25 protein-coding genes, 1 pseudogene and 1 riboswitch are annotated in these 24,170 nt (G+C 73.8%); of the genes and pseudogenes, 24 read left to right on the forward strand and 2 right to left on the reverse strand.

What is annotated here, in order from left to right; translation table 11 throughout:
• From ML5_RS12295 to argH, 24 genes and pseudogenes are all read left to right on the forward strand, one after another.
• The gene (locus ML5_RS12295) at positions 1-957 is read left to right on the forward strand and encodes a response regulator (protein ID WP_013285530.1); all 957 of its coding nucleotides are present in this window, start codon (positions 1-3) and stop codon (positions 955-957) included.
• A 73-nt stretch (positions 958-1,030) separates the two neighbouring features.
• Positions 1,031-1,203, forward strand: a riboswitch (FMN riboswitch).
• 170 nt (positions 1,204-1,373) lie between these two features.
• Positions 1,374-2,435, forward strand: coding sequence for a bifunctional diaminohydroxyphosphoribosylaminopyrimidine deaminase/5-amino-6-(5-phosphoribosylamino)uracil reductase RibD (ribD, locus tag ML5_RS12300; RefSeq protein WP_013474908.1), 1,062 nt, complete (start codon positions 1,374-1,376; stop codon positions 2,433-2,435).
• 1 nt (position 2,436) lies between these two features.
• Positions 2,437-3,058, forward strand: a pseudogene (locus ML5_RS12305) (riboflavin synthase); the annotation flags it as partial.
• Entirely contained in the window at positions 3,048-3,743 is a 696-nt protein-coding gene (gene pnuC / locus ML5_RS12310; RefSeq protein ID WP_013474909.1) for a nicotinamide riboside transporter PnuC, read from the forward strand. The pseudogene ML5_RS12305 and the gene pnuC, both read left to right, overlap by 11 nt.
• Positions 3,740-5,005, forward strand: a complete 1,266-nt coding sequence (locus tag ML5_RS12315) for a bifunctional 3,4-dihydroxy-2-butanone-4-phosphate synthase/GTP cyclohydrolase II (protein WP_013285534.1) — start codon at positions 3,740-3,742, stop codon at positions 5,003-5,005. Before pnuC ends, ML5_RS12315 begins: the two co-directional genes overlap by 4 nt.
• 4 nt (positions 5,006-5,009) lie before the next feature.
• Positions 5,010-5,507, forward strand: coding sequence for a 6,7-dimethyl-8-ribityllumazine synthase (gene ribH / locus ML5_RS12320; protein ID WP_013474910.1), 498 nt, complete (start codon positions 5,010-5,012; stop codon positions 5,505-5,507).
• Positions 5,508-5,533: 26 nt separating this feature from the next.
• A complete protein-coding gene (locus tag ML5_RS12325) occupies positions 5,534-5,815 on the forward strand; it encodes a phosphoribosyl-ATP diphosphatase (protein WP_198039659.1) in 282 nt (93 codons plus the stop codon).
• A 43-nt stretch (positions 5,816-5,858) separates the two neighbouring features.
• Complete coding sequence (hisG, locus tag ML5_RS12330) at positions 5,859-6,704, forward strand: ATP phosphoribosyltransferase (RefSeq protein ID WP_013285537.1); 846 nt, start codon at positions 5,859-5,861, stop codon at positions 6,702-6,704.
• Entirely contained in the window at positions 6,701-7,663 is a 963-nt protein-coding gene (locus ML5_RS12335; protein ID WP_013474911.1) for a DMT family transporter, read from the forward strand. The genes hisG and ML5_RS12335 overlap by 4 nt, the downstream gene beginning before the upstream one ends.
• The gene (locus ML5_RS12340) at positions 7,660-8,133 is read left to right on the forward strand and encodes a PH domain-containing protein (RefSeq protein ID WP_030271068.1); all 474 of its coding nucleotides are present in this window, start codon (positions 7,660-7,662) and stop codon (positions 8,131-8,133) included. The genes ML5_RS12335 and ML5_RS12340 overlap by 4 nt, the downstream gene beginning before the upstream one ends.
• A gap of 325 nt (positions 8,134-8,458) precedes the next feature.
• Positions 8,459-9,106, forward strand: coding sequence for a translation initiation factor IF-3 (gene infC / locus ML5_RS12345; RefSeq protein ID WP_013285540.1), 648 nt, complete (start codon positions 8,459-8,461; stop codon positions 9,104-9,106).
• Positions 9,107-9,125: 19 nt separating this feature from the next.
• Positions 9,126-9,320 (forward strand): 50S ribosomal protein L35, encoded by a 195-nt coding sequence (gene rpmI, locus ML5_RS12350; RefSeq protein WP_007075851.1) that lies wholly within the window; start codon positions 9,126-9,128, stop codon positions 9,318-9,320.
• 32 nt (positions 9,321-9,352) lie between these two features.
• A complete protein-coding gene (gene rplT, locus ML5_RS12355) occupies positions 9,353-9,745 on the forward strand; it encodes a 50S ribosomal protein L20 (RefSeq protein ID WP_013285541.1) in 393 nt (130 codons plus the stop codon).
• 32 nt (positions 9,746-9,777) lie between these two features.
• Positions 9,778-10,662 carry an RNA methyltransferase gene (locus tag ML5_RS12360; protein WP_013474912.1) on the forward strand — a complete coding sequence of 295 codons (885 nt, stop codon included), beginning with the start codon at positions 9,778-9,780 and terminating at the stop codon, positions 10,660-10,662.
• Positions 10,663-10,830: 168 nt separating this feature from the next.
• A complete protein-coding gene (pheS, locus tag ML5_RS12365) occupies positions 10,831-11,892 on the forward strand; it encodes a phenylalanine--tRNA ligase subunit alpha (protein ID WP_013474913.1) in 1,062 nt (353 codons plus the stop codon).
• A gap of 26 nt (positions 11,893-11,918) precedes the next feature.
• On the forward strand, positions 11,919-14,465 hold the full coding sequence (gene pheT / locus ML5_RS12370) for a phenylalanine--tRNA ligase subunit beta (protein WP_013474914.1): 2,547 nt from the start codon (positions 11,919-11,921) through the stop codon (positions 14,463-14,465).
• A gap of 172 nt (positions 14,466-14,637) precedes the next feature.
• A complete protein-coding gene (gene argC, locus ML5_RS12375) occupies positions 14,638-15,639 on the forward strand; it encodes an N-acetyl-gamma-glutamyl-phosphate reductase (RefSeq protein WP_013474915.1) in 1,002 nt (333 codons plus the stop codon).
• Positions 15,636-16,808, forward strand: a complete 1,173-nt coding sequence (gene argJ, locus ML5_RS12380) for a bifunctional glutamate N-acetyltransferase/amino-acid acetyltransferase ArgJ (RefSeq protein ID WP_013285546.1) — start codon at positions 15,636-15,638, stop codon at positions 16,806-16,808. The genes argC and argJ overlap by 4 nt, the downstream gene beginning before the upstream one ends.
• A complete protein-coding gene (gene argB, locus ML5_RS12385) occupies positions 16,805-17,692 on the forward strand; it encodes an acetylglutamate kinase (RefSeq protein WP_013285547.1) in 888 nt (295 codons plus the stop codon). The genes argJ and argB overlap by 4 nt, the downstream gene beginning before the upstream one ends.
• Positions 17,689-18,888, forward strand: a complete 1,200-nt coding sequence (locus tag ML5_RS12390) for an acetylornithine transaminase (RefSeq protein ID WP_013285548.1) — start codon at positions 17,689-17,691, stop codon at positions 18,886-18,888. The genes argB and ML5_RS12390 overlap by 4 nt, the downstream gene beginning before the upstream one ends.
• Entirely contained in the window at positions 18,885-19,811 is a 927-nt protein-coding gene (gene argF, locus ML5_RS12395; protein WP_013474916.1) for an ornithine carbamoyltransferase, read from the forward strand. Before ML5_RS12390 ends, argF begins: the two co-directional genes overlap by 4 nt.
• Complete coding sequence (locus tag ML5_RS12400) at positions 19,808-20,320, forward strand: arginine repressor (RefSeq protein WP_013474917.1); 513 nt, start codon at positions 19,808-19,810, stop codon at positions 20,318-20,320. The genes argF and ML5_RS12400 overlap by 4 nt, the downstream gene beginning before the upstream one ends.
• Positions 20,317-21,522, forward strand: a complete 1,206-nt coding sequence (locus tag ML5_RS12405; protein WP_013474918.1) for an argininosuccinate synthase — start codon at positions 20,317-20,319, stop codon at positions 21,520-21,522. Before ML5_RS12400 ends, ML5_RS12405 begins: the two co-directional genes overlap by 4 nt.
• A gap of 14 nt (positions 21,523-21,536) precedes the next feature.
• The gene (gene argH, locus ML5_RS12410) at positions 21,537-23,000 is read left to right on the forward strand and encodes an argininosuccinate lyase (RefSeq protein ID WP_030271078.1); all 1,464 of its coding nucleotides are present in this window, start codon (positions 21,537-21,539) and stop codon (positions 22,998-23,000) included.
• 294 nt (positions 23,001-23,294) lie between these two features.
• On the opposite strand, the gene ML5_RS12415 is transcribed toward argH, so the two are convergent.
• Entirely contained in the window at positions 23,295-23,648 is a 354-nt protein-coding gene (locus ML5_RS12415) for an MmcQ/YjbR family DNA-binding protein (RefSeq protein WP_013285553.1), read from the reverse strand.
• Positions 23,649-23,720: 72 nt separating this feature from the next.
• Complete coding sequence (locus tag ML5_RS12420) at positions 23,721-24,146, reverse strand: hypothetical protein (protein WP_013285554.1); 426 nt, start codon at positions 24,144-24,146, stop codon at positions 23,721-23,723.
• Between the last annotated feature and the right edge of the window lie 24 nt (positions 24,147-24,170).

Here is a 24,170-nt window from a genome sequence, read left to right on the forward strand (position 1 = left end):
ATGGACCCGGCCGGCGAGCGACCCGACGTGATCCTCGTCGTCGACGACGACGAGGACATCGCCCGCTTCGTCGAGTTCAACCTGCGCCTGCACGGCTTCGAGGTGCTGCACGCCGCCGACGGCCAGGAGGCGCTGGAGGTCATCGAACGGCAGCGGCCCGACCTCGCAGTCGTCGACCTGATGATGCCGCGCATCGACGGGCTGGAGCTGACCCGGCGGCTGCGCGCCGACCCGATGACCTCGGCCCTGCCGGTGATCATGCTGACCGCCAAGGGGATGACCCAGGACAAGGTCAACGGGCTCAGCGTCGGCGCGGACGACTACCTGGTCAAGCCGTTCGACACGCTGGAACTGGTGGCCCGGGTCAACTCCACGCTGCGGCGCAACAAGGAGTTCCGGGAGGTCTCGCCGCTGACCGGGCTGCCCGGCAACAGCCGGATCCGGCGCGAGATCAGCGACCGGGTACGCAACGGCGTCGACTACGCCGTCGGCTACATCGACATCGACCGGTTCAAGAGCGTCAACGACCGGTACGGCTTCGTGCGCGGCGACGAGTTCATCTCGGCGCTGGCCCGCAGCCTGCACCGGGCGGTGGTGTCGATCGGGCTGCCGCCGGCGTTCCTCGGCCACGTCGGCGGCGACGACTTCGTCATCGTCTGCGCGCCCAGCCAGGTCCGGCCGCTGACCAGCCGGGCCGTCGTCGACTTCGAGAAGGCCGCCGACGCGCTCTACGACGCCACGGACCGGGAACGCGGCTTCGTCGAGCTGAAGGACCGGCGCGGCAACATCCGCCGCGCCGCGCTCGTCACGCTCTCCATCGGCGTGTCGCTGTCCGATTCCGGCAAGCGGTTCACCGACCCGCTGGAGGCGATCGCGGTGGCCTCGGAGATGAAGACGGTGGCCAAGAGCCAGCCCGGCTCGTACGTGGCGGTGGACCGCCGGCGCGGCGTCACCTGACCGGTCCTGTGAGGTAGCTCGCCTCTGTGGCGCGCGCCCGGGCGGAACGTGTAAGACTTCCCCTATACCCACCACGCGCTGGCGGGGCTCGGTGAAATTCCGAACCGGCGGTGATCCACGGTCCGACCGTGGTAAGCCCGCGACCCGGACGGCTTCGGCCGGACGGTGGACCTGGTGAGAATCCGGGGCCGACGGTTGGGGTGCGGCTCGTCCGCCCCCAGAAAGTCCGGATGGGAGACAGCGCGCGGAACGGGGGAGGCCCCTGCCGGCCGCTGAGCACCCTCAGCCGCCGCGCGGGCTCCCCGGGGTCGGCGTCGCCGTCCCCGGGTTCTCCGCCGCCGCGTGTCCGCGGCTTTCGTGGCCGTTCCTCCCGAACCCCGCCCGCGCGCGACCGGCGAGCGGGAGGACAGGCGGCCATGGCGAGCGTCTCCGTCGACGAGGCGATGCGTCGTGCCATCGAACTGGCCGCGCGGGGCCTCGGCGCCACGAGCCCCAACCCGGTGGTCGGCTGCGTGCTGCTCGACACCGACGGCGAGGTCGTCGGCGAGGGCTTCCACGCGTACGCCGGCGGCCCGCACGCGGAGATCGTCGCGCTGGCCCAGGCCGGCACGCGGGCCCGCGGCGGCACCGCGGTGGTCACCCTGGAACCCTGCGACCACACCGGCCGCACCGGCCCGTGCAGCCACGCGCTCATCGCCGCCGGGGTGTCCCGCGTGGTGATCGCCGTGCCCGACCCCAACCCGGTCGCCTCCGGCGGCGCCGCCACGCTGCGCGCCGCGGGGGTCCAGGTCGCCCTGGGGGTACGCGCGCAGGAGGCCGAGGCCGGCAACGTCGCCTGGCTCACCTCGATGCGCCGCGGCTGGCCGTACGTGATCTGGAAGTACGCGGCCACGCTCGACGGGCGTTCCGCCGCCGCCGACGGCACCAGCATGTGGATCACCTCCGAGGCGGCCCGGATCGACGTGCACGCGCTGCGCGGCACCGTCGACGCGGTGCTCGCCGGGGTGGGCACCGTGCTCACCGACGACCCCCGGCTGACCGCCCGCAACCTGCGCGACGGCACCATGGCCATCCGGCAGCCGCTGCGGGTGGTGGTGGACAGCTCGGGGCGTACCCCGGCCGACGCCCGGGTCCGCGACGGCGCCGCCCGCACGTGGATCGCCACCGCCGCGGAGGTCGGCGCCGGGCCGGACGGCCGGGTCGACCTGCCGGCGCTGCTCGCGGAGCTGCACCACCGGGGCGTGCGGGCCGCGCTGCTGGAGGGCGGGCCGACGCTGGCCGGCGCGTTCCTCGCCGCCGGCCTGGTCGACAGGATCGTCGGGTACGTCGCGCCGAAGCTGCTCGGCGCCGGCCCGACCGCGCTGCTCGACGCGGGCGTGAGCACCATCGCCGACGCCATCGATCTGGAGATCACCGACGTTACGCGGGTCGGTCCCGACCTGCGGATCACCGCGCTGCCCCGGAAGAGGGAGGGCTGACATGTTCACCGGCATCGTCGAGGAACTGGGCGAGATCGTCCGGAGCACCGAGACCGGCGACGACTCCGCGCTGGTCGCCATCCGCGGCCCGCTCGTCACCTCGGACGCCCGGCACGGCGACTCGATCGCCGTCAACGGCGTCTGCCTCACAGTGGTCGACGTCGACGGCGGCGTGTTCACCGCCGACGTGATGGGCGAGACGCTGCGCCGTACCGCGCTCGGCGCGCTGCGCCCCGGCGACCCGGTCAACCTGGAACGGGCCGCCGCGCTGAACAGCCGCCTCGGCGGGCACCTGGTGCAGGGCCACGTCGACGGCGTCGGCGAGATCGTCGCCCGGGAGCCCGCCGCGCAGTGGGAGACCGTGCGGTTCCGGCTGCCCGCCGGGCTCGCCCGGTACGTGGTGGAGAAGGGCTCGATCACCGTCGACGGCGTGTCGCTCACAGTCGCCGAGGCGGGCGACGACTGGTTCTCGGTCGGGCTGATCCCCACCACGCTGAAACTCACCGTGCTCGGCACGAAGCGGATCGGCGACCCGGTCAACCTGGAGGTCGACGTGCTGGCCAAGTACGTCGAGCGGCTGCTCGGCGACCGCGGCGCGGGGGGTGCCCGGTGATGGGCCCGCTCGGCTGGCTGCTCGACGCCCAGGTGCAGGTGGCCGGCTCGCCGGTGCTGGTCCGGGAGATCGTCGGCAACGTCTTCGGGCTCGGCTCGGCGCTGCTCGGGCTGCGCCGAGTGGTCTGGGCCTGGCCGGTCGGCATGATCGGCAACGCGCTGCTGTTCACCGTGTTCCTCGGCGGTGTCTTCGTCACCCCGCAGGCGCACGACCTCTACGGCCAGGCCGGCCGGCAGATCTTCTTCTTCGCCGTCAGCGTGTACGGCTGGTGGCGCTGGTCGCGCAACCGGCGTGCCGGTGGCGGGGACGAGCCGGCCGTGGTGCCGCGCTGGGCCACCTGGCCGGAGCGGCTCGGCCTGCTCGTGGCCGCCGCCGTCGGCACCGCCGCCGCGTACCCGGTGCTCGCCGCGCTCGGCTCGTGGGGGCCGCTGCCGGACGCCTGGATCCTGGTCGGCAGCCTGCTCGCCACGTACGGCATGGCCCGCGGCTGGGTCGAGTTCTGGCTGATCTGGATCGCCGTCGACGCGGTCGGCGTACCGCTGCTGCTGCGCGGCGGCTTCTACCCGTCGGCCGCCATGTACCTGGTCTACGGCGCGTTCTGCGCCGCCGGCCTGTACAGCTGGTGGCGCACCTCCCGGGCCGTCGCGACCGCGCCCGCCCCGATCCCGGCGACGTACTCGGAGGCCGTGGCATGAGCACGTTCGGTTCGATCGAGCAGGCGGTGGCGGACATCGCCGCCGGGCGTCCGGTGGTCGTGGTCGACGACGAGGACCGCGAGAACGAGGGCGACCTGATCTTCGCGGCCGAGCTGGCCACCCCGGAGCTGGTCGCGTTCATGGTCCGGTACACCTCCGGCTACATCTGCGTGCCGCTGACCGAGGACGAGTGCGACCGGCTCGACCTGCCGCCGATGCACCACACCAACCAGGACCGGCGCGGCACCGCGTACACGGTGACTGTGGACGCCCGGGAGGGCGTCAGCACCGGCATCTCGGCCGCCGACCGGTCGCACACCATCCGGCTGCTCGCCGACGCCGCCACCGGCCCGACCGACCTGGCCCGGCCCGGCCACGTGGTGCCGCTGCGCGCCCGCGCCGGCGGGGTGCTGCGCCGTCCCGGGCACACCGAGGCGGCGGTGGACCTGACCCGGATGGCCGGGCTGCGCCCGGCCGGGGTGCTCTGCGAGCTGGTGAACGACGACGGCACCATGATGCGCCTGCCGGACATGGAGAAGTTCTGCGCCGAGCACGGGCTGACGCTCGTCACCATCGCGGACCTGATCGCACACCGGCGGCGTACCGAGAAGCAGGTCGAGCTGGCCGCCGAGGCCCGGATGCCCACCCCGTACGGCGTGTTCAAGGCGCTCGGCTACCGCGCCGAGCACGACCCGGCCGAGCACGTCGCGCTGGTCATGGGTGACCTCGGCGACGGGCGGGACGTGCTGGTGCGGGTGCACTCCGAGTGTCTCACCGGCGACGTGTTCGGCTCGCTGCGCTGCGACTGCGGGCCGCAGTTGCAGGCCGCGCTGGCCCGGGTCGCGCAGGAGGGCCGCGGCGTGGTCCTCTACGTGCGCGGGCACGAGGGCCGGGGCATCGGCCTGCTGCACAAGCTGCAGGCGTACCAGCTCCAGGACCAGGGCCGCGACACCGTGGACGCGAACCTCGACCTGGGCCTGCCGGCCGACGCCCGCGACTACGGCACCGGCGCGCAGATCCTCTACGACCTGGGCGTCCGGTCGATGCGGCTGCTGACCAACAACCCGGCCAAGCGGGCCGGGCTGGAGGGGTACGGCCTCACCGTGACCGGCCGGGAGGGGCTGCCGGTGCGCTCCAACCCGGAGAACGTGCGCTACCTGCGCACCAAGCGGGACCGGATGGGCCACCTGCTGGACGGACTGGACGAGGTGACCGAGGCGCCGATGGGCCGCCCGGTCGCCGGTGACGAGATCGGAGCGTAGGGCGATGGCGGGTTTCGGTGAGCCGGGCGTGACCGCGGTGGACGCCGCCGGGATGACTGTGGGCGTGGTGGCCGCCCGGTGGCACGGCGACCTGACCGACCACATGACCGAGCGTGCGGTGGCCGCCGCGCAGGCGTGCGGGGCGCGCGCCGTGGTGGCCCGGGTGGCCGGCTCGGTGGAGCTGCCGGTGGTGGCCCAGGCGATGGCCCGCCGCTTCGACGTGGTCGTCGCGCTCGGCGTGGTGGTACGCGGCGCGACGGCGCACTTCGACTACGTCTGCAAGTCGGTCACCGAGGGGCTGACCCGGGTGGCGCTGGACGAGGGCAAGCCGGTGGCGCACGGGGTCCTCACGGTGGACACCGTCGAGCAGGCCCGCGACCGGGCCGGGCTGCCCGGCTCGGCCGAGGACAAGGGCTGGTCGGCGACCGTGGCCGCGCTGGACGCCGCCCTGGCCGTCCGCGCCCTCGACGCCCAGTCCGCCCAGCGGGTCGGCTTCGCCTGACCCACCCGGCCCGTCACCAGGAGCGGCTGGAAGAATCGCCTTCCGTGAAGACGTTCGAGGAGTTGTTCGCCGAGCTGCAGGCCAAGGCCGCCGCCGGCACCCCGGGCTCGGGCACCGTCGAGGCGCTCGCCAAGGGCGTGCACTTCATCGGCAAGAAGGTCGTCGAGGAGGCGGCCGAGTCGTGGATGGCCGCCGAGCACGAGGGCCCGGAGCGGGCCGCCGAGGAGATCTCCCAGCTGCTCTACCAGGCGCAGGTGCTGATGCTCGCCACCGGCCTGGAACTGAAGGACGTCTACCGACATCTCTGAGTGCCCGTCCGCTGATCATCCGATCGAACGAAGGAGCACTCCCATGCTGCGTGTCGCAGTACCCAACAAGGGCGCCCTGGCCGAGTCGGCCGCCGGGATGCTGCGCGAGGCGGGCTACCGCCAGCGCACCGACCCGAAGGACCTCGTCTGCCGGGACGAGGCCAACGACATCGAGTTCTTCTACCTGCGCCCCAAGGACATCGCCACCTACGTCGGCTCCGGTGACCTGGACGTCGGCATCACCGGCCGCGACCTGCTGATCGACTCCGGCGCGCCGGCCGAGGAGATCGTCGACCTCAACTTCGGGCGGGCCACCTTCCGGTTCGCCGCCCGTCCCGACGACGTCGCCTCCGTCCAGCAGCTCGGCGGGCACCGCATCGCCACCGCGTACCCGGGTCTGGTCGAGCGGCACCTGGCCGAGCTGGGCGTCAAGGCCGACGTGATCCGCCTGGACGGCGCGGTGGAGAACGCCATCCGCCTCGGCGTGGCCGACGTGGTCGCCGACGTGGTGGAGACCGGCGCGACGCTGCGCCAGGCCGGCCTGGTGGTATTCGGTGAGCCGCTGCTGCGCTCCTCGGCGGTGCTGGTCCGCCGCGCCGGTGCTCCCGGCGGCGCGCAGCAGGAGCAGTTGCAGCGCCGGCTGCACGGCGTGCTCGTCGCCCGCCGGTACGTGATGCTCGCCTACGACGTCCCGGCCGGCCTGCTCGACCGGGCCAGCTCGCTGACCCCCGGCATCGAGTCGCCCACCGTGTCGCCGCTGCACCGGGAGGGCTGGGTCGCGGTGCAGGCGATGGTGCTCCGCGACGACGTCCACCGGATCATGGACGAGCTGTACGAGCTGGGCGCCCGCGCGATCCTCGTCACCAACATCCACGCCTGCCGGCTGTGAGACCGCTGCCGCTCCCGGCCGCGCTCGCGGTGGTCGTGGCCGGCGGCGTGGCCTCGGCCGCCCAGGGCGCGGTCAACGCCGAGATGGGGGAGCGGACCGGTGCCCCGGTCCTCGGCGCGGTCGTCAACAACCTCGGCGGCTGCCTGCTGGTGCTGGCCGGGATCGTGGCGCTGCCGTCGATGCGCGCCGGGCTGGCCGGGCTGCGCCGCTCCGGGCTGCCGTGGTGGGCGTACCTCGGCGGGGTGGGCGGCGCGGTGATCGTGCTGGTCGCCCCGGTGGTGGTGCCGGTGCTCGGGGTGGCGGTGTTCACGATCGCCCAGGTGGCAGGCGGCAGCCTCGGCGGCCTCGCGGTGGACCGGGCCGGGCTGGCCGCGACCGGGCGGATGCCGCTCACAGTGCCCCGGGTCGGCGGCGCGGTGCTCGGCGTCGGCGCGGTGGCCCTCGCCCAGCTCGGCCGCCCGGTCGGTGACCTGGCGGTCGGGCTGGTGCTGCTCTGCGTCCTGGGCGGGCTGGCGGTGGCGGGGCAGTCCGCGCTCAACGGCCGGGTCGCCGCCTCGGTCGGCCCGGCCGCCGGCCTCGCTGTCAACTTCGCGGTCAGCACAGTGCTGATCGGCGCGGTCGCGGCGCTGACCGGAGCGCTCGCGAGCCAGCCCCGCTGGCCTGCCCAGTGGTGGCTCTACGTCGGCGGCCTGCTCGGCGTCGGCATCGTGCTCTCGCTGCTGGTCGGGGTACGCGCCGCCGGGGTGCTGCGTACCGGCCTGGCGCTGGTGGCCGGGCAGCTCGGTGGCGCGCTGCTGCTGGACCTGGTGCTGCCCGGCGGCCCCGGTGTCCGGCTGCCGGTGCTGGCCGGCGCCCTGCTCACGCTGCTCGCCGTGGTGGTCACCAGCCTGCGCCGGCGTGGCCCGGACCGTGTGGCGGCCGAAGGCGCGCCCGAACCGGATGGCAGACTGGTCGGGTGAGCGATTCCGTGGTGACCGTGCGACCCCGCCGCGTCCGGGTCGTCTGCTGGGTGTCGGCCGTCACGCTGATCGTGGTGTTCAGCCTCGTCGCGACGTCGCTGACCGGCGCCACCGGCAACGGCTACGGCACGTTCCAGCGCGGCGACCAGTTCGCCATGATCGGCCTGGGTGTCTTCGGCGCGCTCGGCTTCCTGCTGTTCACCCGCCCTCGCGTGATCGCCGACGCCAGGGGCGTCCGGGTGCGCAACGTGTTCAGCTCGTACGAGCTGCCGTGGGAGGTCGTCCGCGGTGTCCGGTTCGACAGGGGCGCCCCGTGGGCCAGCCTGGAGCTGCACGACGACGACCTGCTGCCGATGGTCGCCTTGCAGGCCGCCGACAAGGAGAGCGCGGTCGAGGCGGTCCGCGCGTTGCGCCGCCTGCACCAGGCGCACCTGGCGGCGCTGTCCGCCGGCCAGTCGGCACCCCGCTGACCAGCGAGCCCGGTTTGGGCTGGCCTGGGCCGAGGGTGTAGTGTTGCGGAGTCGACCAGACTGCCCCCGTTCCTGACGCGCGGGCGGTCGAGAAGCGGAGCGCCCGCTCCCACCCGAGTCGCCGCCACGGTGGCCGGGTCCGGTCCCCGGTTTCGGGCACGTCCCGACGCCGGATGCGCGATCCTGTGATCGTGCCGACCGGTCGAGTGGGCCCTGGCATACGCCGGGGCCTTCTGCTTTCCGGGTCGGCTCCCACCCGGGAGCCCACGGAGTCGGCACCGTAGGAGACTCGACTCGAGGAGGCCCCATCAGCGTCGAACCACGCGTGAACGAGCAGATCCGGGCACGTGAGGTCCGACTGGTCGGCCCTGAGGGTGAGCAGGTGGGCATCGTCCCGCTGGAGCGCGCCCTGCAGCTGGCCGCGGACGTCGACCTGGACCTGGTCGAGGTTGCGCCGATGGCGCGCCCGCCGGTGTGCAAGCTCATGGACTTCGGCAAGTTCAAGTACGAGAGCGCACTGAAGGCGCGCGAAGCGCGGCGTAACCAGCAGCAGACCGTCATCAAGGAGATGAAGCTCCGGCCGAAGATCGACCCGCACGACTACGAGACCAAGAAGGGTCACGTGGTGCGGTTCCTCAAGGCCGGCGACAAGGTCAAGGTGACGATCATGTTCCGCGGTCGGGAGCAGAGCCGCCCGGAGCTGGGCTACCGGCTCCTGCGCCGGCTCGAGTCCGAGATCACGGACCTTGGATACGTCGAGGCCGCGCCGAAGCAGGACGGCCGAAACATGATCATGGTTCTCGCTCCGCACCGGGCCGTCAAGGCCTCCGCGGTCGCCGCCACGGCGTCCCGCGGTGGACCGCGCGACCGGGCAGCGGAGGAACCGGCCGCTCCGGCCGGCGAGACCCCGGCGGCCGGCGAGACCGCAGCAGCCGGTGAGACCGGCACGACCGCTGAGACCAGCGGCCAGTAACAGGGGAGAAGACGTTCCAATGCCGAAGATGAAGAGCCACACGGGTATGGGCAAGCGGGTCAAGGTGACCGGCAAGGGCAAGATCGTTGCCCAGCAGGCCGGCCTTCGCCACAACCTGGAGAAGAAGCCCAGCACCCAGACCCGTCGGCTGACCGGCACCGTCGAGCTGGCCAAGGCCGACACCAAGCGCATCAAGAAGCTGCTCGGCCGCTGACGCGAGCCACCTGAACCGAAGAAGGAGTTGAGATGGCACGCGTCAAGCGGGCTGTGAACGCCCAGAAGAAGCGTCGTACCCTGCTGGAGACCGCGAGCGGTTACCGCGGTCAGCGCTCCCGGCTGTACCGCAAGGCCAAGGAGCAGGTGCTGCACTCGATGCAGTACTCCTACCGGGACCGTCGCGACCGCAAGGGCGACTTCCGGCAGCTCTGGATCCAGCGGATCAACGCCGGCGCCCGGGCCAACGGCCTGACCTACAACCGCCTGATCCAGGGCCTGCGCCTGGCCGGCATCGAGGTCGACCGGAAGATCCTGGCCGACATGGCCGTCAACGACGCCGCCGCGTTCGCGGCGATCGTCGAGCTGGCCCGCGCCGCCGTGGCGGCCGAGGGCACCGGTGGCGCCGCGGCTCAGGCCGCCTGACCCACCCCGTGCGGCAGATCGAGGCGTCTCCCATGCAGTCACAGTCGCAGGGGAGGCGCCTCGACGCCGTTCCCGGACCGTTCACCCCGCGTACCCCGAGGGTCGTTGCCGCCCGCCGGTTGCAGCGCCGGCGCGACCGCGACCAGGCCGGCCGGTTCCTGGCCGAAGGGCCGCAGGCGGTCCGTGAGGCGCTCGCGCGCGCCGGCACCGTGGTCGAGCTGTTCGGCACCCCGGCGGCGCTCGACAGGTACGCCGACCTCGCGGCCGCCGCCGCCCGCGCCGACGTGCCGGTCTCCGAGGTGACCGACGACGCGCTCGCGGCGCTCACCGAGACCGTCGCGCCGCAGGGCCTGGTGGCGGTGTGCCGGCACCTCGACGTACCCCTGGAGCAGGCAGTGGCGCGCGGGCCGCGCCTGGTCGCGGTGCTCGTCGGGATCCGTGACCCGGGCAACGCCGGCACCGTGCTGCGCACCGCCGACGCGGCGGGCGCGGGCGCTGTGATCTTCGCGGGCGAGGCGGTCGACCCTTACAACGGCAAGTGCGTGCGGGCCTCCGCCGGCAGCCTCTTCCACGTCGACGTGGTGCGCGCCGCCGACCCGCTCGCCGCCGTCGAGGCGCTGCGGGCCGCCGGCCTGGAGATCCTGGCCACCACCGGGTACGGCGACAGCGACCTGGACGACCTCGCCGACGCGGGCCGGCTGGCCGCCCCCACCGCGTGGCTGTTCGGCTCGGAGGCGCACGGCCTGCCCGACGAGCTGACCGGCGCCGCCGACGCCCGGGTCCGGGTGCCGCTGCACGGGCGCGCGGAGAGCCTGAACCTGGCTGCGGCGGCGGCCGTGTGCCTGTATTCTTCCGCCAGAGCACAGCGTGCCCCCAGGGCCACGCACGACACAGCAGGGGAGTCCGCCTCGTCATGAACGCGCCACGGCGTTCGTTTAGCCAGCCCGCCGGTGTCGGCGGGCGGCGGGCCTGACCCTTCCCCCTGCACGACTCCCCACCGGCGGGCTGCGGCGAAGCCGCGCGTCCGTAGACTCGCCTAGCCACCCGCGAGGGTCGGCGCCGCCGTGAGGGAGTGCCCGTTCACCATGAGCTACCGCAACGATCCGTACGACCCGAAGCAGGTCGCCCTGCTCGACCCGGACGCCCTGGCCGGGGCCGTGGCAGACGCCGAGAAGGCGTTCGCCGAGGCCGCCGACCCGGACGCGCTCACCGCGCTGCGCCCCGCGCACCTCGGTGACCGGTCCCCGGTGTCGCTGGCCCGCCGGGAGATCGGCGCGCTGCCGCCGGCCGCGAAGGCCGACGCCGGCAAGCGGGTCAACGAGGCCCGCCGGGCCATCGAGTCCGCGTACGCCGCCCGGCAGGAGATCCTGGACCGGGAACGGGCCGCGCGGGTACTGGTCGAGGAGCGGGTCGACGTGACCCTGCCGTACGACCGCCGGCCGCGCGGAGCCCGCCACCCGCTGAGCGTGCTGATGGAGCAGATCAGCGACCTGTTCATCGGCATGGGGTACGAGGTGGCCGAGGGCCCCGAGGTCGAGCTGGAGTGGACCAACTTCGACGCGCTGAACATCCCGGCCGACCACCCGGCGCGCGGCCTGATGGACACGTTCCACATCGCACCCGAAGGCTCGGGCCTTGTTCTTCGCACCCACACGTCGCCGGTGCAGGCGCGCACCATGCTCAGCCGCAAGCCGCCGATCTACGTGGTCGTGCCCGGCCGCGTCTACCGCACCGACGAGCTGGACGCCACCCACGCGCCGGTGTTCCACCAGGTCGAAGGCCTCGTGGTGGACAAGGGCATCACCATGGCGCACCTGCGCGGCACGCTCGACCACTTCGCCCGGGCCATGTTCGGCGAGGGTGCGAAGACACGCTGGCGGCCGCACTACTTCCCGTTCACCGAGCCGTCGGCGGAGTTCGACGTCTGGTTCCCGGAGCACCGGGACGGTCCGCAGTGGGTCGAGTGGGGCGGCTGCGGCATGGTCAACCCGCGGGTGCTGCGCGCCTGCGGCATCGACCCGGAGGTCTACTCCGGATTCGCGTTCGGCATGGGCATCGACCGGACCGTGATGGTCCGGCACGGCGTCAGTGACATGCGGGACATGGCCGAGGGCGACGTGCGGTTCACCCGCGCGTTCGGCGCCTGAGCTACGGGAACGGTGGTTTAACAGTCATGCGAGTCTCTGTCAGTTGGCTGCGGGAGTACGTGGACCTGCCGGCCGACCTGCCCACCGGCGACCTGGAGCAGGCGCTGGTCGACCTCGGCATCGAGGTCGAGTCCGTGGTGGACCTGCGCGAGTCGGTCACCGGCCCGCTGGTCGTCGGCGAGGTCCTGGAGATCGAGGAGCTGACCGGCTTCAAGAAGCCGATCCGCTTCTGCCGGGTCGACGTCGGCGCCGCGAACGGCACCGGTGAGCCGCAGGAGATCGTCTGCGGGGCGCGCAACTTCGCCGTGGGCGACAAGGTCGTGGTGATCCTCCCCGGCGGCGTGCTGCCCGGCGGGTTCGCGATCGGCGCGCGCAAGACGTACGGGCGCAACTCCCACGGCATGATCTGCTCGGCGCAGGAGCTGGGGCTCGGCGACGACCACTCGGGCATCGTCGTGCTGCCCGAGGACGTCAAGGCCCAGCCCGGCGACGACGCCCGGCCCGTCGTCGGCCTGGACGACGTCGTGGTCGAGATGGAGATCACCCCGGATCGCGGGTACGCGCTGAGCGTGCGCGGCATCGCCCGGGAGCTGTCGCACGCGCTCGGCGTGCCGTTCCGCGACCCGGCCGACGCGCCCGCGCCCGGCGCGACCGCCGAGCCCGCGTACCCGGTCGAGGTCCGTGACCCGGTCGGCTGCGACCGGTTCGCGGCGCGGATGGTGCGCGGCGTCGACCCGACGGTCGAGACGCCCGGCTGGATGCGGCAGCGGCTCACGGTGGCCGGGGTGCGCAGCATCTCGCTCGCCGTCGACATCACCAACTACCTGATGCTCGAACTCGGCCAGCCGATGCACGCCTTCGACGCGGACCGGATCGCCGGCACGCTCGTGGTGCGCCGCGCCGAGGTGGGGGAGAAGCTGACCACGCTGGACGGGGTGAACCGCACGCTGTCCGCCGAGGACCTGGTCATCTGCGACGAGACCGGTCCGATCTCGCTGGCCGCGGTGATGGGCGGCGAGACCAGCGAGGTGCTCGCCTCCACCACGAACGTGCTGTTCGAGGCGGCGCACTGGGATCCGGCCACCGTCGGCCGTACCGCGCGGCGGCACAAGCTGTTCAGCGAGGCCGCGAAGCGCTGGGAGCGGGGCGTGGACCCGGCGCTGCCGCTCGTCGCGCTGGACAAGGCGGTCCGGCTGCTCACCGACCTCGCCGGCGGCACGGCCGGCGACGAGGTGCTCGACATCGACCACGTCGCGCCGCGTACGCCGGTGACGCTGCCGGTGGACCTGCCGTCGCGGCGGGTCGGCGTGTCCTACTCGCCGGACCGCGTGGTGGAGCTGCTGGAACAGGTCGGTTGCACAGTCACGCGCGGCGCGGACCGGCTCGCCGAGGACCCGGGCACGGCCGGGGTCGGCTCCGGCGAGGGTGAGGTGCTGACCGTGACGCCGCCGAGCTGGCGGCCCGACCTGACCGACCCGGCCGACCTGGTGGAGGAGGTGGTACGCCTCGACGGCTACGACCGCGTGCCGTCGGTGCTGCCCACCGCGCCGCCCGGCCGGGGCCTGACCTGGCAGCAGCAGCGTCGCCGGGCCGTCGCCCGCTCGCTCGCCGAGCGCGGCTACGTCGAGGTGCTGGCGCAGCCGTTCGTCGCGCCGGAACTGGTCGACCAGCTCGGCCTGCCCGCCGACGACCCGCGCCGCCCCGCGGTACGGCTGGCGAACCCGCTGTCGGAGGAGGAGCCGCTGCTGCGCACCACGCTGCTCGGCCCGCTGCTCGGCATCGTCAAGCGCAACGTCGGCCGGGGCCAGCGGGACGTGGCGATCTACGAGATCGGCACGGTCTTCCACCCGCGTCCCGGTGCCGGCACCCCGCCCGCGATGGGCGTGGACCGGCGGCCCACCGACGAGGAGTTCGCCGCCGCCGACGCGGTCGTTCCCGCCCAGCCCCGGCACGTCGCGGTGGCGCTCACCGGCGAGATCGAACCGGCCGGCTGGTGGGGCGCGGGCCGCACGGCCGGCTGGGCGGACGCCGTCGAGGCGGGCCGGGCGGTGCTCGACGCCGCCGGGATCCCCGCCGACCGGGTGACGGTACGGGCCGGGGAGCGGGCGCCCTGGCACCCGGGCCGCTGCGCCGAACTGGTGGTGGACGACGTGGTCGTCGGCCACGCCGGTGAGCTGCACCCGGCCGTGCTGGCCGCGCTGGAGCTGCCCCGGCGTACCAGCGCCATGGAACTGGACCTGGACGCGCTGCCCGCCGCCCCGCTGGCGGCCGGGCCGACCATCTCCACGTTCCCGCCGGCCCTGATCGACGTGGCGCTGGTGGTGGACGACGCGGTGCCGGCGGCCGAGGTGCGGGCGGCGCTGGTCGAGGGCGCGGGCGCGCTGCTGGAGGACGTCCGCCTGTTCGACGTCTACACCTCCGAGCAGCTCGGCGAGGGACGTAAGTCGCTGGCGTACAAGCTGACGTTCCGCGCCCCGGACCGGACCCTCGCGGGCGAGGAGGCGGTGGCCGCGCGCGACGCGGCGGTGGCGGTAGCCGCCGAGCGTTTCGGCGCCACCCTGCGCGGCGCATGAAAGGAGGGGCCCCCTCTTAACGCCTCCGGTAGAGGAGGGGGCCCCTCTTAACACGCCGGCTCACGCGAGCCGCTGGTGAACGTCATCTCATGGCTATGCAACGCGCCGTATGACCTTGCGGTGGCGCTGCCCCGACCGGTACTCTTCTCTGCATAGTCATGCGGAGGTGGGTATGGGCATTCGGGTTGCCGTGGCCGGGGCGAGTGGATACGCCGGGGGCGAACTGCTGCGCCTGCTCGCCGGTCACCCCGAGTTCGAGCTGATCGCCGCCACCGCGCACAGCCAGGCCGGTCAGCCAGTCACCGCCGTACACCCGCACCTCGCGGGCCTCGACCTGGTGTTCGCCGCGACCGAACCGGCGACCCTCGCCGACGCGGACCTGGTCTTCCTGGCCCTGCCGCACGGGCAGTCCGCGGCGCTCGCCGCGGCGCTGCCCGACCCGGTCAAGGTGGTCGACCTCGGCGCTGACCACCGGCTGCGCGACGCCGGCGCCTGGTCCCGCTACTACGGCGGCGAGCACGCCGGTGCCTGGACCTACGGGCTGCCCGAGCTGCCCGGCCAGCGGGCCGAGATCGCCGCCGCGACGCGGGTCGCCAGCACCGGCTGCTACGCCGTGGCGACCACGCTGGCGCTGGCGCCGCTGATCGCCGCAGGCGCGGTACGCCCCGACGACGTGGTGGTGGTCGCCGCCTCCGGCACCTCCGGCGCGGGCCGGGCCGCCAAGGCGCACCTGCTCGGCAGCGAGGTGATGGGCGACCTGACCCCCTACAAGGTGGGCGCGCACCAGCACGTGCCGGAGATCAAGCAGGCCACCGGCGCGACCGGCCTGTCCTTCACCCCGGTGCTGGCGCCGATGCCCCGGGGCATCCTGGCCACCGTCACCGCGGTGCCCACCGGCGACGCCGACCCGCGCGCGGTGCTGGCCGCCGCCTACGCCGACGCGCCGTTCGTGCACGTGCTGCCCGAGGGATCGTGGCCGCACACCGCGGCCACCGCCGGGTCGAACTCCTGCCACCTCCAGGCGACTGTGGACGTCGACTCGGGCCGGGTGATCGTGGTCAGCGCGATCGACAACCTGGGCAAGGGCGCGGCCGGCCAGGCCGTGCAGAACGCCAATCTGATGGTGGGTCTCCCCGAGACCACCGGTCTGTCCGTGTTTGGAGTGGCCCCGTGAGCGTCACCGTCCCCCGTGGGTTCCGCGCCGCAGGTGTCGCGGCCGGACTGAAGTCCTCCGGCGCCGCCGACGTCGCCCTCGTGATCAACGACGGCCCGGACGCCGGTGTGGCCGGTGTGTTCACCGCCAACCGGGTCAAGGCCGCGCCGGTGCTGTGGAGCCAGCAGGTCGTGCACGGCGGCGTCGTGCGCGCCGTGGTGCTCAACTCCGGCGGTGCGAACGCCTGCACCGGCCCGGCCGGCTTCCAGGACACCCACGCCACCGCCGAGCACACCGCCGCCGCGATCACCGCGGCGAACGCGCGGCTGATCGTCGGCGCGGGCGAGGTCGCGGTCTGCTCGACCGGCCTGATCGGCGAGCGGCTGCCGATGGACAAACTGCTTCCCGGCGTACGCGAGGCGGTGCGCGGCCTGTCCCGCGACGGCGGCCCGGCGGCCGCCGAGGCGATCATGACCACCGACACCCGGCCCAAGACGACTGTGGCGCAGGGTACGGGCTGGACCGTCGGCGGCATGGCGAAGGGCGCGGGCATGCTCGCCCCGGCCATGGCCACCATGCTCTGCGTGCTCACCACCGACGCGGTGGCCGGGCCGGACGCCCTGGACGCCGCACTGCGCGCCGCCACCCGGATCACGTTCGACCGGATCGACTCCGACGGCTGCATGTCCACCAACGACACGGTGCTGCTGCTGGCCAGCGGCGCCTCCGGCATCGAGCCGACCGCCGAGGAGCTGACCGCCGCGGTCACCGCCGCCTGCCACGACCTGGCCCAGCAGCTCCTGGCCGACGCGGAGGGCGCGACGAAGGAGGTCGCGATCGAGGTGGTCGGCGCGGCGAGCGAGGACGACGCGGTCGAGGTGGGCCGCACGGTGGCCCGCAACAACCTGGTGAAGACCGCGCTGTTCGGCAACGACCCGAACTGGGGCCGGATCCTCGCCGCGGTCGGCACCACGGCCGCCGTGTTCGAGCCGGACGGCGTGGACGTCGCGGTCAACGGCATCTGGGTGTGCCGGGGCGGCGCCGCCGCCGAGGACCGCGCCAAGGTGGACCTCACCGGCCGCGGCGTCACGGTCCGGATCGACCTGCACGCCGGCGCCGACACCGCCACCATCTGGACCAACGACCTGTCCCATGCGTACGTCCACGAGAACTCGGCCTACTCCACATGAACCTCTCCGCTGACCTCACCCGGGCCCAGGCCAAGGCCGCCACGCTGATCGAGGCGCTGCCCTGGCTGGCCCGTTTCTCCGGCGCCACGGTCGTGGTCAAGTACGGCGGCAACGCCATGGTCGACCCCGAACTCCAGCGGGCGTTCGCCGCCGACATGGTGTTCCTGCGCTACGCCGGCCTGAAGCCGGTCGTGGTGCACGGCGGCGGCCCGCAGATCTCCGCCATGCTCGGCCGCCTCGGCATCGCCAGCGAGTTCCGGGGCGGCCTGCGGGTCACCACCCCGGAGGCGATGGACGTGGTCCGGATGGTCCTGGTCGGTCAGGTCGGCCGGGAACTGGTCGGGCTGATCAACGCGCACGGCCCGTACGCGGTCGGCCTCTCCGGTGAGGACGCCGGGCTGTTCACCGCGGTGCGCCGCCCCGCGTACGTGGACGGCGAAGCGGTCGACGTGGGCCAGGTCGGCGACGTGGAGTCGGTGAACGTCTCGGCGGTCACCGACCTGATCGAGGCCGGCCGGATCCCGGTCATCTCGACAGTCGCGCCGGACGCCGACGGGGTGCTGCACAACCTCAACGCGGACACCGCCGCCGCCGCGCTGGCGGTGGCGCTGGACGCCCGCAAGCTGGTCGTGCTGACCGACGTGCCCGGCCTGTACGCCGACTGGCCCGACACGTCCAGCCTGATCAGCGAGATCACCGCGGACGACCTGGCGAAGCTGCTGCCGTCCCTGGAGTCGGGCATGGTCCCGAAGATGGAGGCCTGCCTGCGGGCGGTGCGCGGGGGAGTACCCGCCGCGCACGTCGTCGACGGCCGGGTCGCCCACTCCACGCTGCTGGAAGTGTTCACGTCGGAGGGCTTCGGAACGATGGTGATCGAGTCATGAGCACGCTGGTGCAGCGGTGGAACGCCACCATGATGGACAACTACGGCACGCCGCCGCTGGCGCTCGTCTCCGGCTCCGGCGCCGTCGTGGTCGACGAGACCGGCCGGGAGTACGTCGACCTGCTCGGCGGCATCGCCGTCAACGCGCTCGGCCACGCCCACCCGGCGGTGGTCGCCGCCGTCAGCAAGCAGGTCGCGACGCTCGGGCACGTGTCGAACCTGTTCGTCGCCGAGCCGCCGGTGGCGCTGGCCGAGCTGCTGCTCGCGCTGGCCGGCCGCCCGGGCCGGGTGTTCTTCGCCAACTCCGGCGCGGAGGCCAACGAGGCCGCGTTCAAGCTGTCCCGGCTCACCGGCCGCCGGCACGTGGTCGCCACCCACGGTGGGTTCCACGGCCGGACCATGGGCGCGCTGGCGCTCACAGGGCAGCCCGCGAAGGCCGACCCGTTCCGCCCGCTGCCCGGCGACGTGACCCACGTGCCGTTCGGCGACGCCGACGCGCTGGCCGAGGCGGTCACCGACGACACCGCCATGCTGATCATCGAGCCGATCCAGGGCGAGAACGGCGTGGTCGTCCCGCCGCCCGGCTACCTGGCCGCGGCCCGGCGGATCACCGCCGCGCACGGCGCGCTGCTGGTGCTCGACGAGGTGCAGACCGGCGTCGGCCGGACCGGCCACTGGTTCGCCCACCAGGCCGAGGGCGTCGAGCCGGACGTCGTCACGCTCGCCAAGGGCCTCGGCGGCGGGCTGCCGCTGGGCGCCTGCCTGGCCTTCGGCCGGGCCGCAGACCTGCTCACCCCCGGCTCGCACGGCACCACGTTCGGCGGCAACCCGATCAGTTGCGCCGCCGCGCTCGCTGTCGTCTCCACGATCGCGCACGAGGGCCTGCTCGACCACGTCAAGCGGATCGGCGAGCGGCTGCGCCGGGGCGTCGAGGCGCTCGGGCACCCGCTGGTCCGTGAGGTACGCGGCTCCGGCCTGCTGCTCGGCATCGTGCTCGACCAGCCGGTCTCCGCCGCCGCCGCGGCCGCGCTGCGCGAGGCGGGCTTCCTGGTCAACCCGGTGCAGCCGGACGTGGTCCGGCTCGCCCCGCCGCTGATCCTCACCGCGGCCCAGGCCGACGCGTTCCTCGCCGCGCTGCCGGCCGCGCTGTCCGCCGCCGCGCCCGACGCCACGACCCCGACGGAGGCTCCCGCATGATCCGCCACTTCCTGCGCGACGACGACCTCACGCCCGCCGAGCAGGCCGCCGTGCTCGACCTCGCCGCCCGCATGAAGGCCGACCGGTACGCGCACCAGCCCCTGACCGGGCCGAAGTCGGTGGCGGTGCTGTTCGACAAGCAGAGCCTGCGCACCCGGATCTCGTTCGACGTGGGCATCGCCGAGCTGGGCGGGCACCCGCTCGTGGTGGACACCCAGGTCACCCACTTCGGCCGGGGCGAGACGCTGGCCGACGCCGGCCGGGTGCTGTCCCGCTACGTCGCCGCGATCGTGCTGCGTACCCACGGCGACGACCGGATCGCCGAGGTCGCCGAGCACGCGACGGTGCCCGTCGTGAACGCGCTCACCGACACGTACCACCCCTGCCAGCTGCTGGCCGACCTGCTCACCGTGCGGGAGCGTTTCGGCGGCACCGCCGGGCGGATCGTGACGTACGTGGGCGACGCGGCGAACAACATGGCGCACTCGTACCTGCTGGCCGGGACGACCGCCGGGATGCACGTGCGGATCGCCGGCCCGGACGGGTTCCAGCCGGACCCGGAGATCGTGGCCCGCGCCGAGAAGATCGCCGCCACCACCGGCGGGTCGGTGCAGCTGTTCACCGACCCGGTCGAGGCGGTACGCGGCGCGCACGTCGTCGCCACCGACACCTGGACGTCGATGGGGCAGGAGGACGACGGGCTGGACCGGATCACCCCGTTCCTGCCGTACCAGGTCAACGCCGCGCTGCTCGGCCACGCCGACGCCGACGTGATCGTGCTGCACTGCCTGCCCGCCCACCGGGGCGAGGAGATCACCGACGAGGCGCTCGACGGCCCGCACAGCGCGGTGTTCGACCAGGCGGAGAATCGGCTGCACGCCCAGAAGGCGCTGCTGACGTTTCTCCTGGAGGAATCCGCATGACCGCTCCGCTGACCCGCGCCGCGCGGCACGCCCGCATCGTCGAGCTGATCCGCGACACCCCCATCCACTCGCAGACCGAGCTGGCCGACCTGCTCGCCGGGGACGGCATCCAGGTCACCCAGGCCACCCTGTCGCGGGACCTGAAGGAACTGGGAGCGGTGACCGCGCGGGGCGGCGACGGGCGGGGCGTCTACCTGATCCCGGAGGACGGGCACCGGCCGCTGCGCGACGCCGAGGGTGCGCCGGCCCGGCTGGTCCGGCTGCTGCGTGAACTGCTGAACGGCGTCGACTCCAGCGGCAACATCGCGGTGCTGCGCACCCCGCCGGGCGCCGCCCAGTACCTCGCCAGCGCACTGGACCGGGCCGGCCTGTCCGAGATCGTCGGCACCATCGCCGGTGACGACACCATCCTCGTCGTGGCCCGCGAGGCCGACGGCGGCGCCGCGCTGGGTGAGCGGCTCGCCGCGTGGGCTCGCCGCGACGACACAGCCGAAGGGGGCACCTCGTGACCGAGCGGGTCGTGCTCGCGTACTCCGGGGGCCTGGACACCTCGGTCGCCATCCCGTACCTGGCCGAGCGGACCGGCGCGGAGGTGATCGCGGTCGCCGTCGACGTCGGTCAGGGCGGCGAGGACATGGCAGTGATCCGGCAGCGCGCGCTCGACTGCGGCGCCGTCGAGTCCGAGGTGGTCGACGCCCGCGACGAGTTCGCCGCCGACTACTGCCTGCCGGCGATCCGGGCCAACGCCCTCTACATGGACCGCTACCCGCTGGTGTCCGCGCTGTCCCGGCCGCTGATCGTCAAGCACCTGGTCGCGGCGGCGCGCGCCCACGGCGGCACGATCGTGTCGCACGGCTGCACCGGCAAGGGCAACGACCAGGTCCGGTTCGAGGTCGGCCTGGCCGCCCTCGCGCCCGACCTGAAGGTCGTCGCGCCGGCCCGGGACTTCGCCTGGACCCGGGACAAGGCGATCGCGTACGCCGAGGAGAAGGGGCTGCCGATCGACGTGTCGGCGAAGTCGCCGTACTCGATCGACCAGAACCTGTGGGGCCGGGCCGTGGAGACCGGCTTCCTGGAGGACATCTGGAACGCCCCGGTCGAGGACCTCTACGCGTACACCGAGGACCCGGCGTCGGAACGCGACCCGGACGACGTGGTGATCACGTTCGACGACGGCGTCCCGGTCGCGATCGACGGCGAGACGGTCACCCCGTACCAGGCGATCCGGGAGCTGAACCGGCGGGCCGGGGCGCACGGCGTGGGCCGGCTCGACATGGTCGAGGACCGGCTGGTCGGCATCAAGAGCCGCGAGGTGTACGAGGCACCCGGCGCGCTCGCCCTGATCACCGCCCACCAGGAGCTGGAGGCGGTCACAGTCGAGCGGGACCTGGCCCGGTTCAAGCGCGGCGTCGACCAGCGCTGGGGTGAGCTGGTCTACGACGGGCTCTGGTTCTCGCCGCTGAAGCGGTCGCTGGACGCGTTCATCCACGACGCGCAGCGGCACGTCACCGGCGAGGTACGGCTGCGGCTGCACGGCGGCCGGGCGGTCGTCACCGGCCGGCGCTCCGAGGCGAGCCTCTACGACTTCGGCCTTGCCACCTACGACACCGGCGACACGTTCGACCAGTCGCTGGCGAAGGGATTCGTACGACTGTGGGGACTGCCCAGCACGATGGCCGCGCAACGGGACGCCCGGATGGGAGGGGCCTGATGGGGGGCACCACAATGGGTGGGGTGGACGACAAGAGCCTGACCGAGAACAGCGCCCCCGCCAACCGGACGAGCCTCTGGGGCGGCCGGTTCGCCGGCGGGCCCGCCGAGGCGCTCGCGCGGCTGTCGGTGAGCGTCCAGTTCGACTGGCGCCTCGCCCCGTACGACATCGCCGGTTCCCGCGCGCACGCCCGGGTCCTCGCCGGCGCCGGCCTGCTCGACCCGGACGAACTGGGCCGGATGCTGGCGGCGCTGGACGACCTGGAGGCGGCCTGCGCCTCCGGCGCGTTCCGCCCGACCGTCGACGACGAGGACGTGCACACCGCGCTGGAACGCGGCCTGCTGGAACGGCTCGGCAGCCTCGGCGGCAAGCTGCGCGCCGGCCGGTCCCGCAACGACCAGGTCGCCACCGACCTGCGGCTCTACCTGCGCGACCACGCCCGCGGCGTGGCGGCCCGGCTGGTCGAGCTGGCCGAGGCCCTCGTCGAGCAGGCGGAACGGCACGTGGACACCGCCGCGCCGGGCATGACGCACCTGCAGCACGCCCAGCCGGTGACGTTCGGGCACTGGCTGCTGGCCCACGTGCAGCCGCTGCTGCGCGACCTGGAACGGATGCGCGACTGGGACGAGCGGACCGCGATCAGCCCGCTCGGCGCGGGCGCGCTGGCCGGCTCGGGACTGCCGCTGGACCCGGTGGCGGTCGCGAAGGAGCTGGGTTTCCGCACCTCGTTCGCCAACTCGATGGACGCGGTCGCCGACCGCGACTTCGTGGCCGAGTTCCTGTTCGTCACCGCGATGATCGGCGTGCACCTGTCCCGCCTCGGCGAGGAGGTGGTGCTCTGGACCTCGCAGGAGTTCGGCTGGGTCGAGCTGGACGACGCCTTCGCCACCGGCTCGTCGATCATGCCGCAGAAGAAGAACGCGGACATCGCCGAGCTGGCCCGGGGCAAGTCCGGCCGCCTGGTCGGCGGCCTGATGAGCGTGCTCACCATGCTCAAGGGCCTGCCCATGACGTACGACCGGGACATGCAGGAGGACAAGGAGCCGGCGTTCGACGCGGTCGACACGTTGGAGCTGCTGCTACCCGCGCTCGCCGGGATGATCTCCACGATGACGGTCCGGGTGGACCGGCTGGTCGCGAGCGCCCCGTCGGGTTTCTCGCTCGCCACCGAGGTCGCCGACTGGCTGGTCCGGCGCAACGTGCCGTTCCGCGACGCGCACGAGATCACCGGCAAGCTGGTGGCGCTCTGCGCGGCCCGCGACTGCGCGCTCGACGAGGTGTCCGACGCCGACCTGGCCGCGGTCAGCGAGCACCTGGACCCGTCGGTGCGCGACGTGCTCTCGGTGCGCTCGGCGCTGGCCGCCCGCATCACGCCCGGATCCACCGGCCCCGGCCCGGTCGCCGACCAGCTCGCCGCCGCGGCGGACAAGCTGACCGGCTGGCGGGAGTGGGCCGCCGAGCGGGTCGTACCCCGCTGACCTGCGCGGCTGGTCCGGGGCAGGGCTCGCCCCGTCCCGGACCAGCCGCACGCCCCACGCCGGGCGCCCGGCGCGGCGCCCGCGCCCCGCCCCGCGCCCCGCGCCCCGCGCCGAGATCTTGGTACGAAATGGCCCCCATAGGGGCGCTAAGCTTCCAAGATCTACAGCGGTCCTGCCTTGTGGAATGCGGATCCTGCCTTGCGGGACCTCGGGCTGCGGTCTCGGACTTCGGACTCCGCCGCTCGGTGCACCGTCCGATCCAGCGCTGTTCGGTGCTCTGTCCGCATTCTCCGGTCAGCCGGTGGGGCGCTCGCGTTTCGGGAGCTTGGCCACCACCGCGTCGTACGAACCGTCGGCCGCCTCGATCAGCTCGTCGTCCGGGATGCCGCCGGAGAGCCGCAGCGTGTTCCAGCCCGACCGGCCGATGTAGGGGGAGGGGCGTGCGTCGGCCGGGAACCGGTGCAGCCACTCGTCGGCCACCTCCCGGGACGCCCCGCACTTCACCCCGAGACGGGCCTCACCGTCGGGGGAGCCGAGGAACGCGAAGATGCGGCTGCCCACCTTCACCACCTCGTCGCCCTCCCACGGCCGGTCGAGCCAGGCTCCCGGCTTGGCCAGGCAGTAGGCCAGCATCTCCTCGCGCGTCATCGCGTCCTCCCGTGCCGTCGTCCGGCACAGTCTCGCCCGCCGCTGTGACAGCCCGCGCTGCCGGGCGGCCGGTCAGTCGCCGGTGCCGGTGCGGACGGTGAGCCGCTCGTAGCGCTGCCGGGCCGCCTGGGCGCTGCCCAGCCCCAGCCCGAAGGCGATCGCCTGCCAGGTCATGCCCCGCCCGCGGGCCACCTGCAACAGGCCGGCCTCCAGCGCGTCCACCTCGGCCCGCACGTGCGGGATCAGCGTCAGCGCGGCCATCAGGTCGGCCTGGTCGACGGGCTCCTCACCCTCGTCCAGCTCGGCGCCCCCGGCCAGCGCCATCACCAGCGTGGCCGCCTCGTAGGCGTCGGGCACGTCCGGGTGGGCGTAGCGCCGGCGGCGGGAGTTGGTGCCGGCGTGCCGCTCGGCGATCCGCAGCAGCGCCGCGTAGTTGCGGTGCGCCCGGGCCTGGGCAGCATCCGGAGCGGTGAACGGGTCGTTGTCCACGGTGACCATGCCGTCCATCCCACACCCAAGAAT

Source organism: Micromonospora sp. L5 (assembly GCF_000177655.2).
GTDB classification, from domain to species: domain Bacteria; phylum Actinomycetota; class Actinomycetes; order Mycobacteriales; family Micromonosporaceae; genus Micromonospora; species Micromonospora aurantiaca.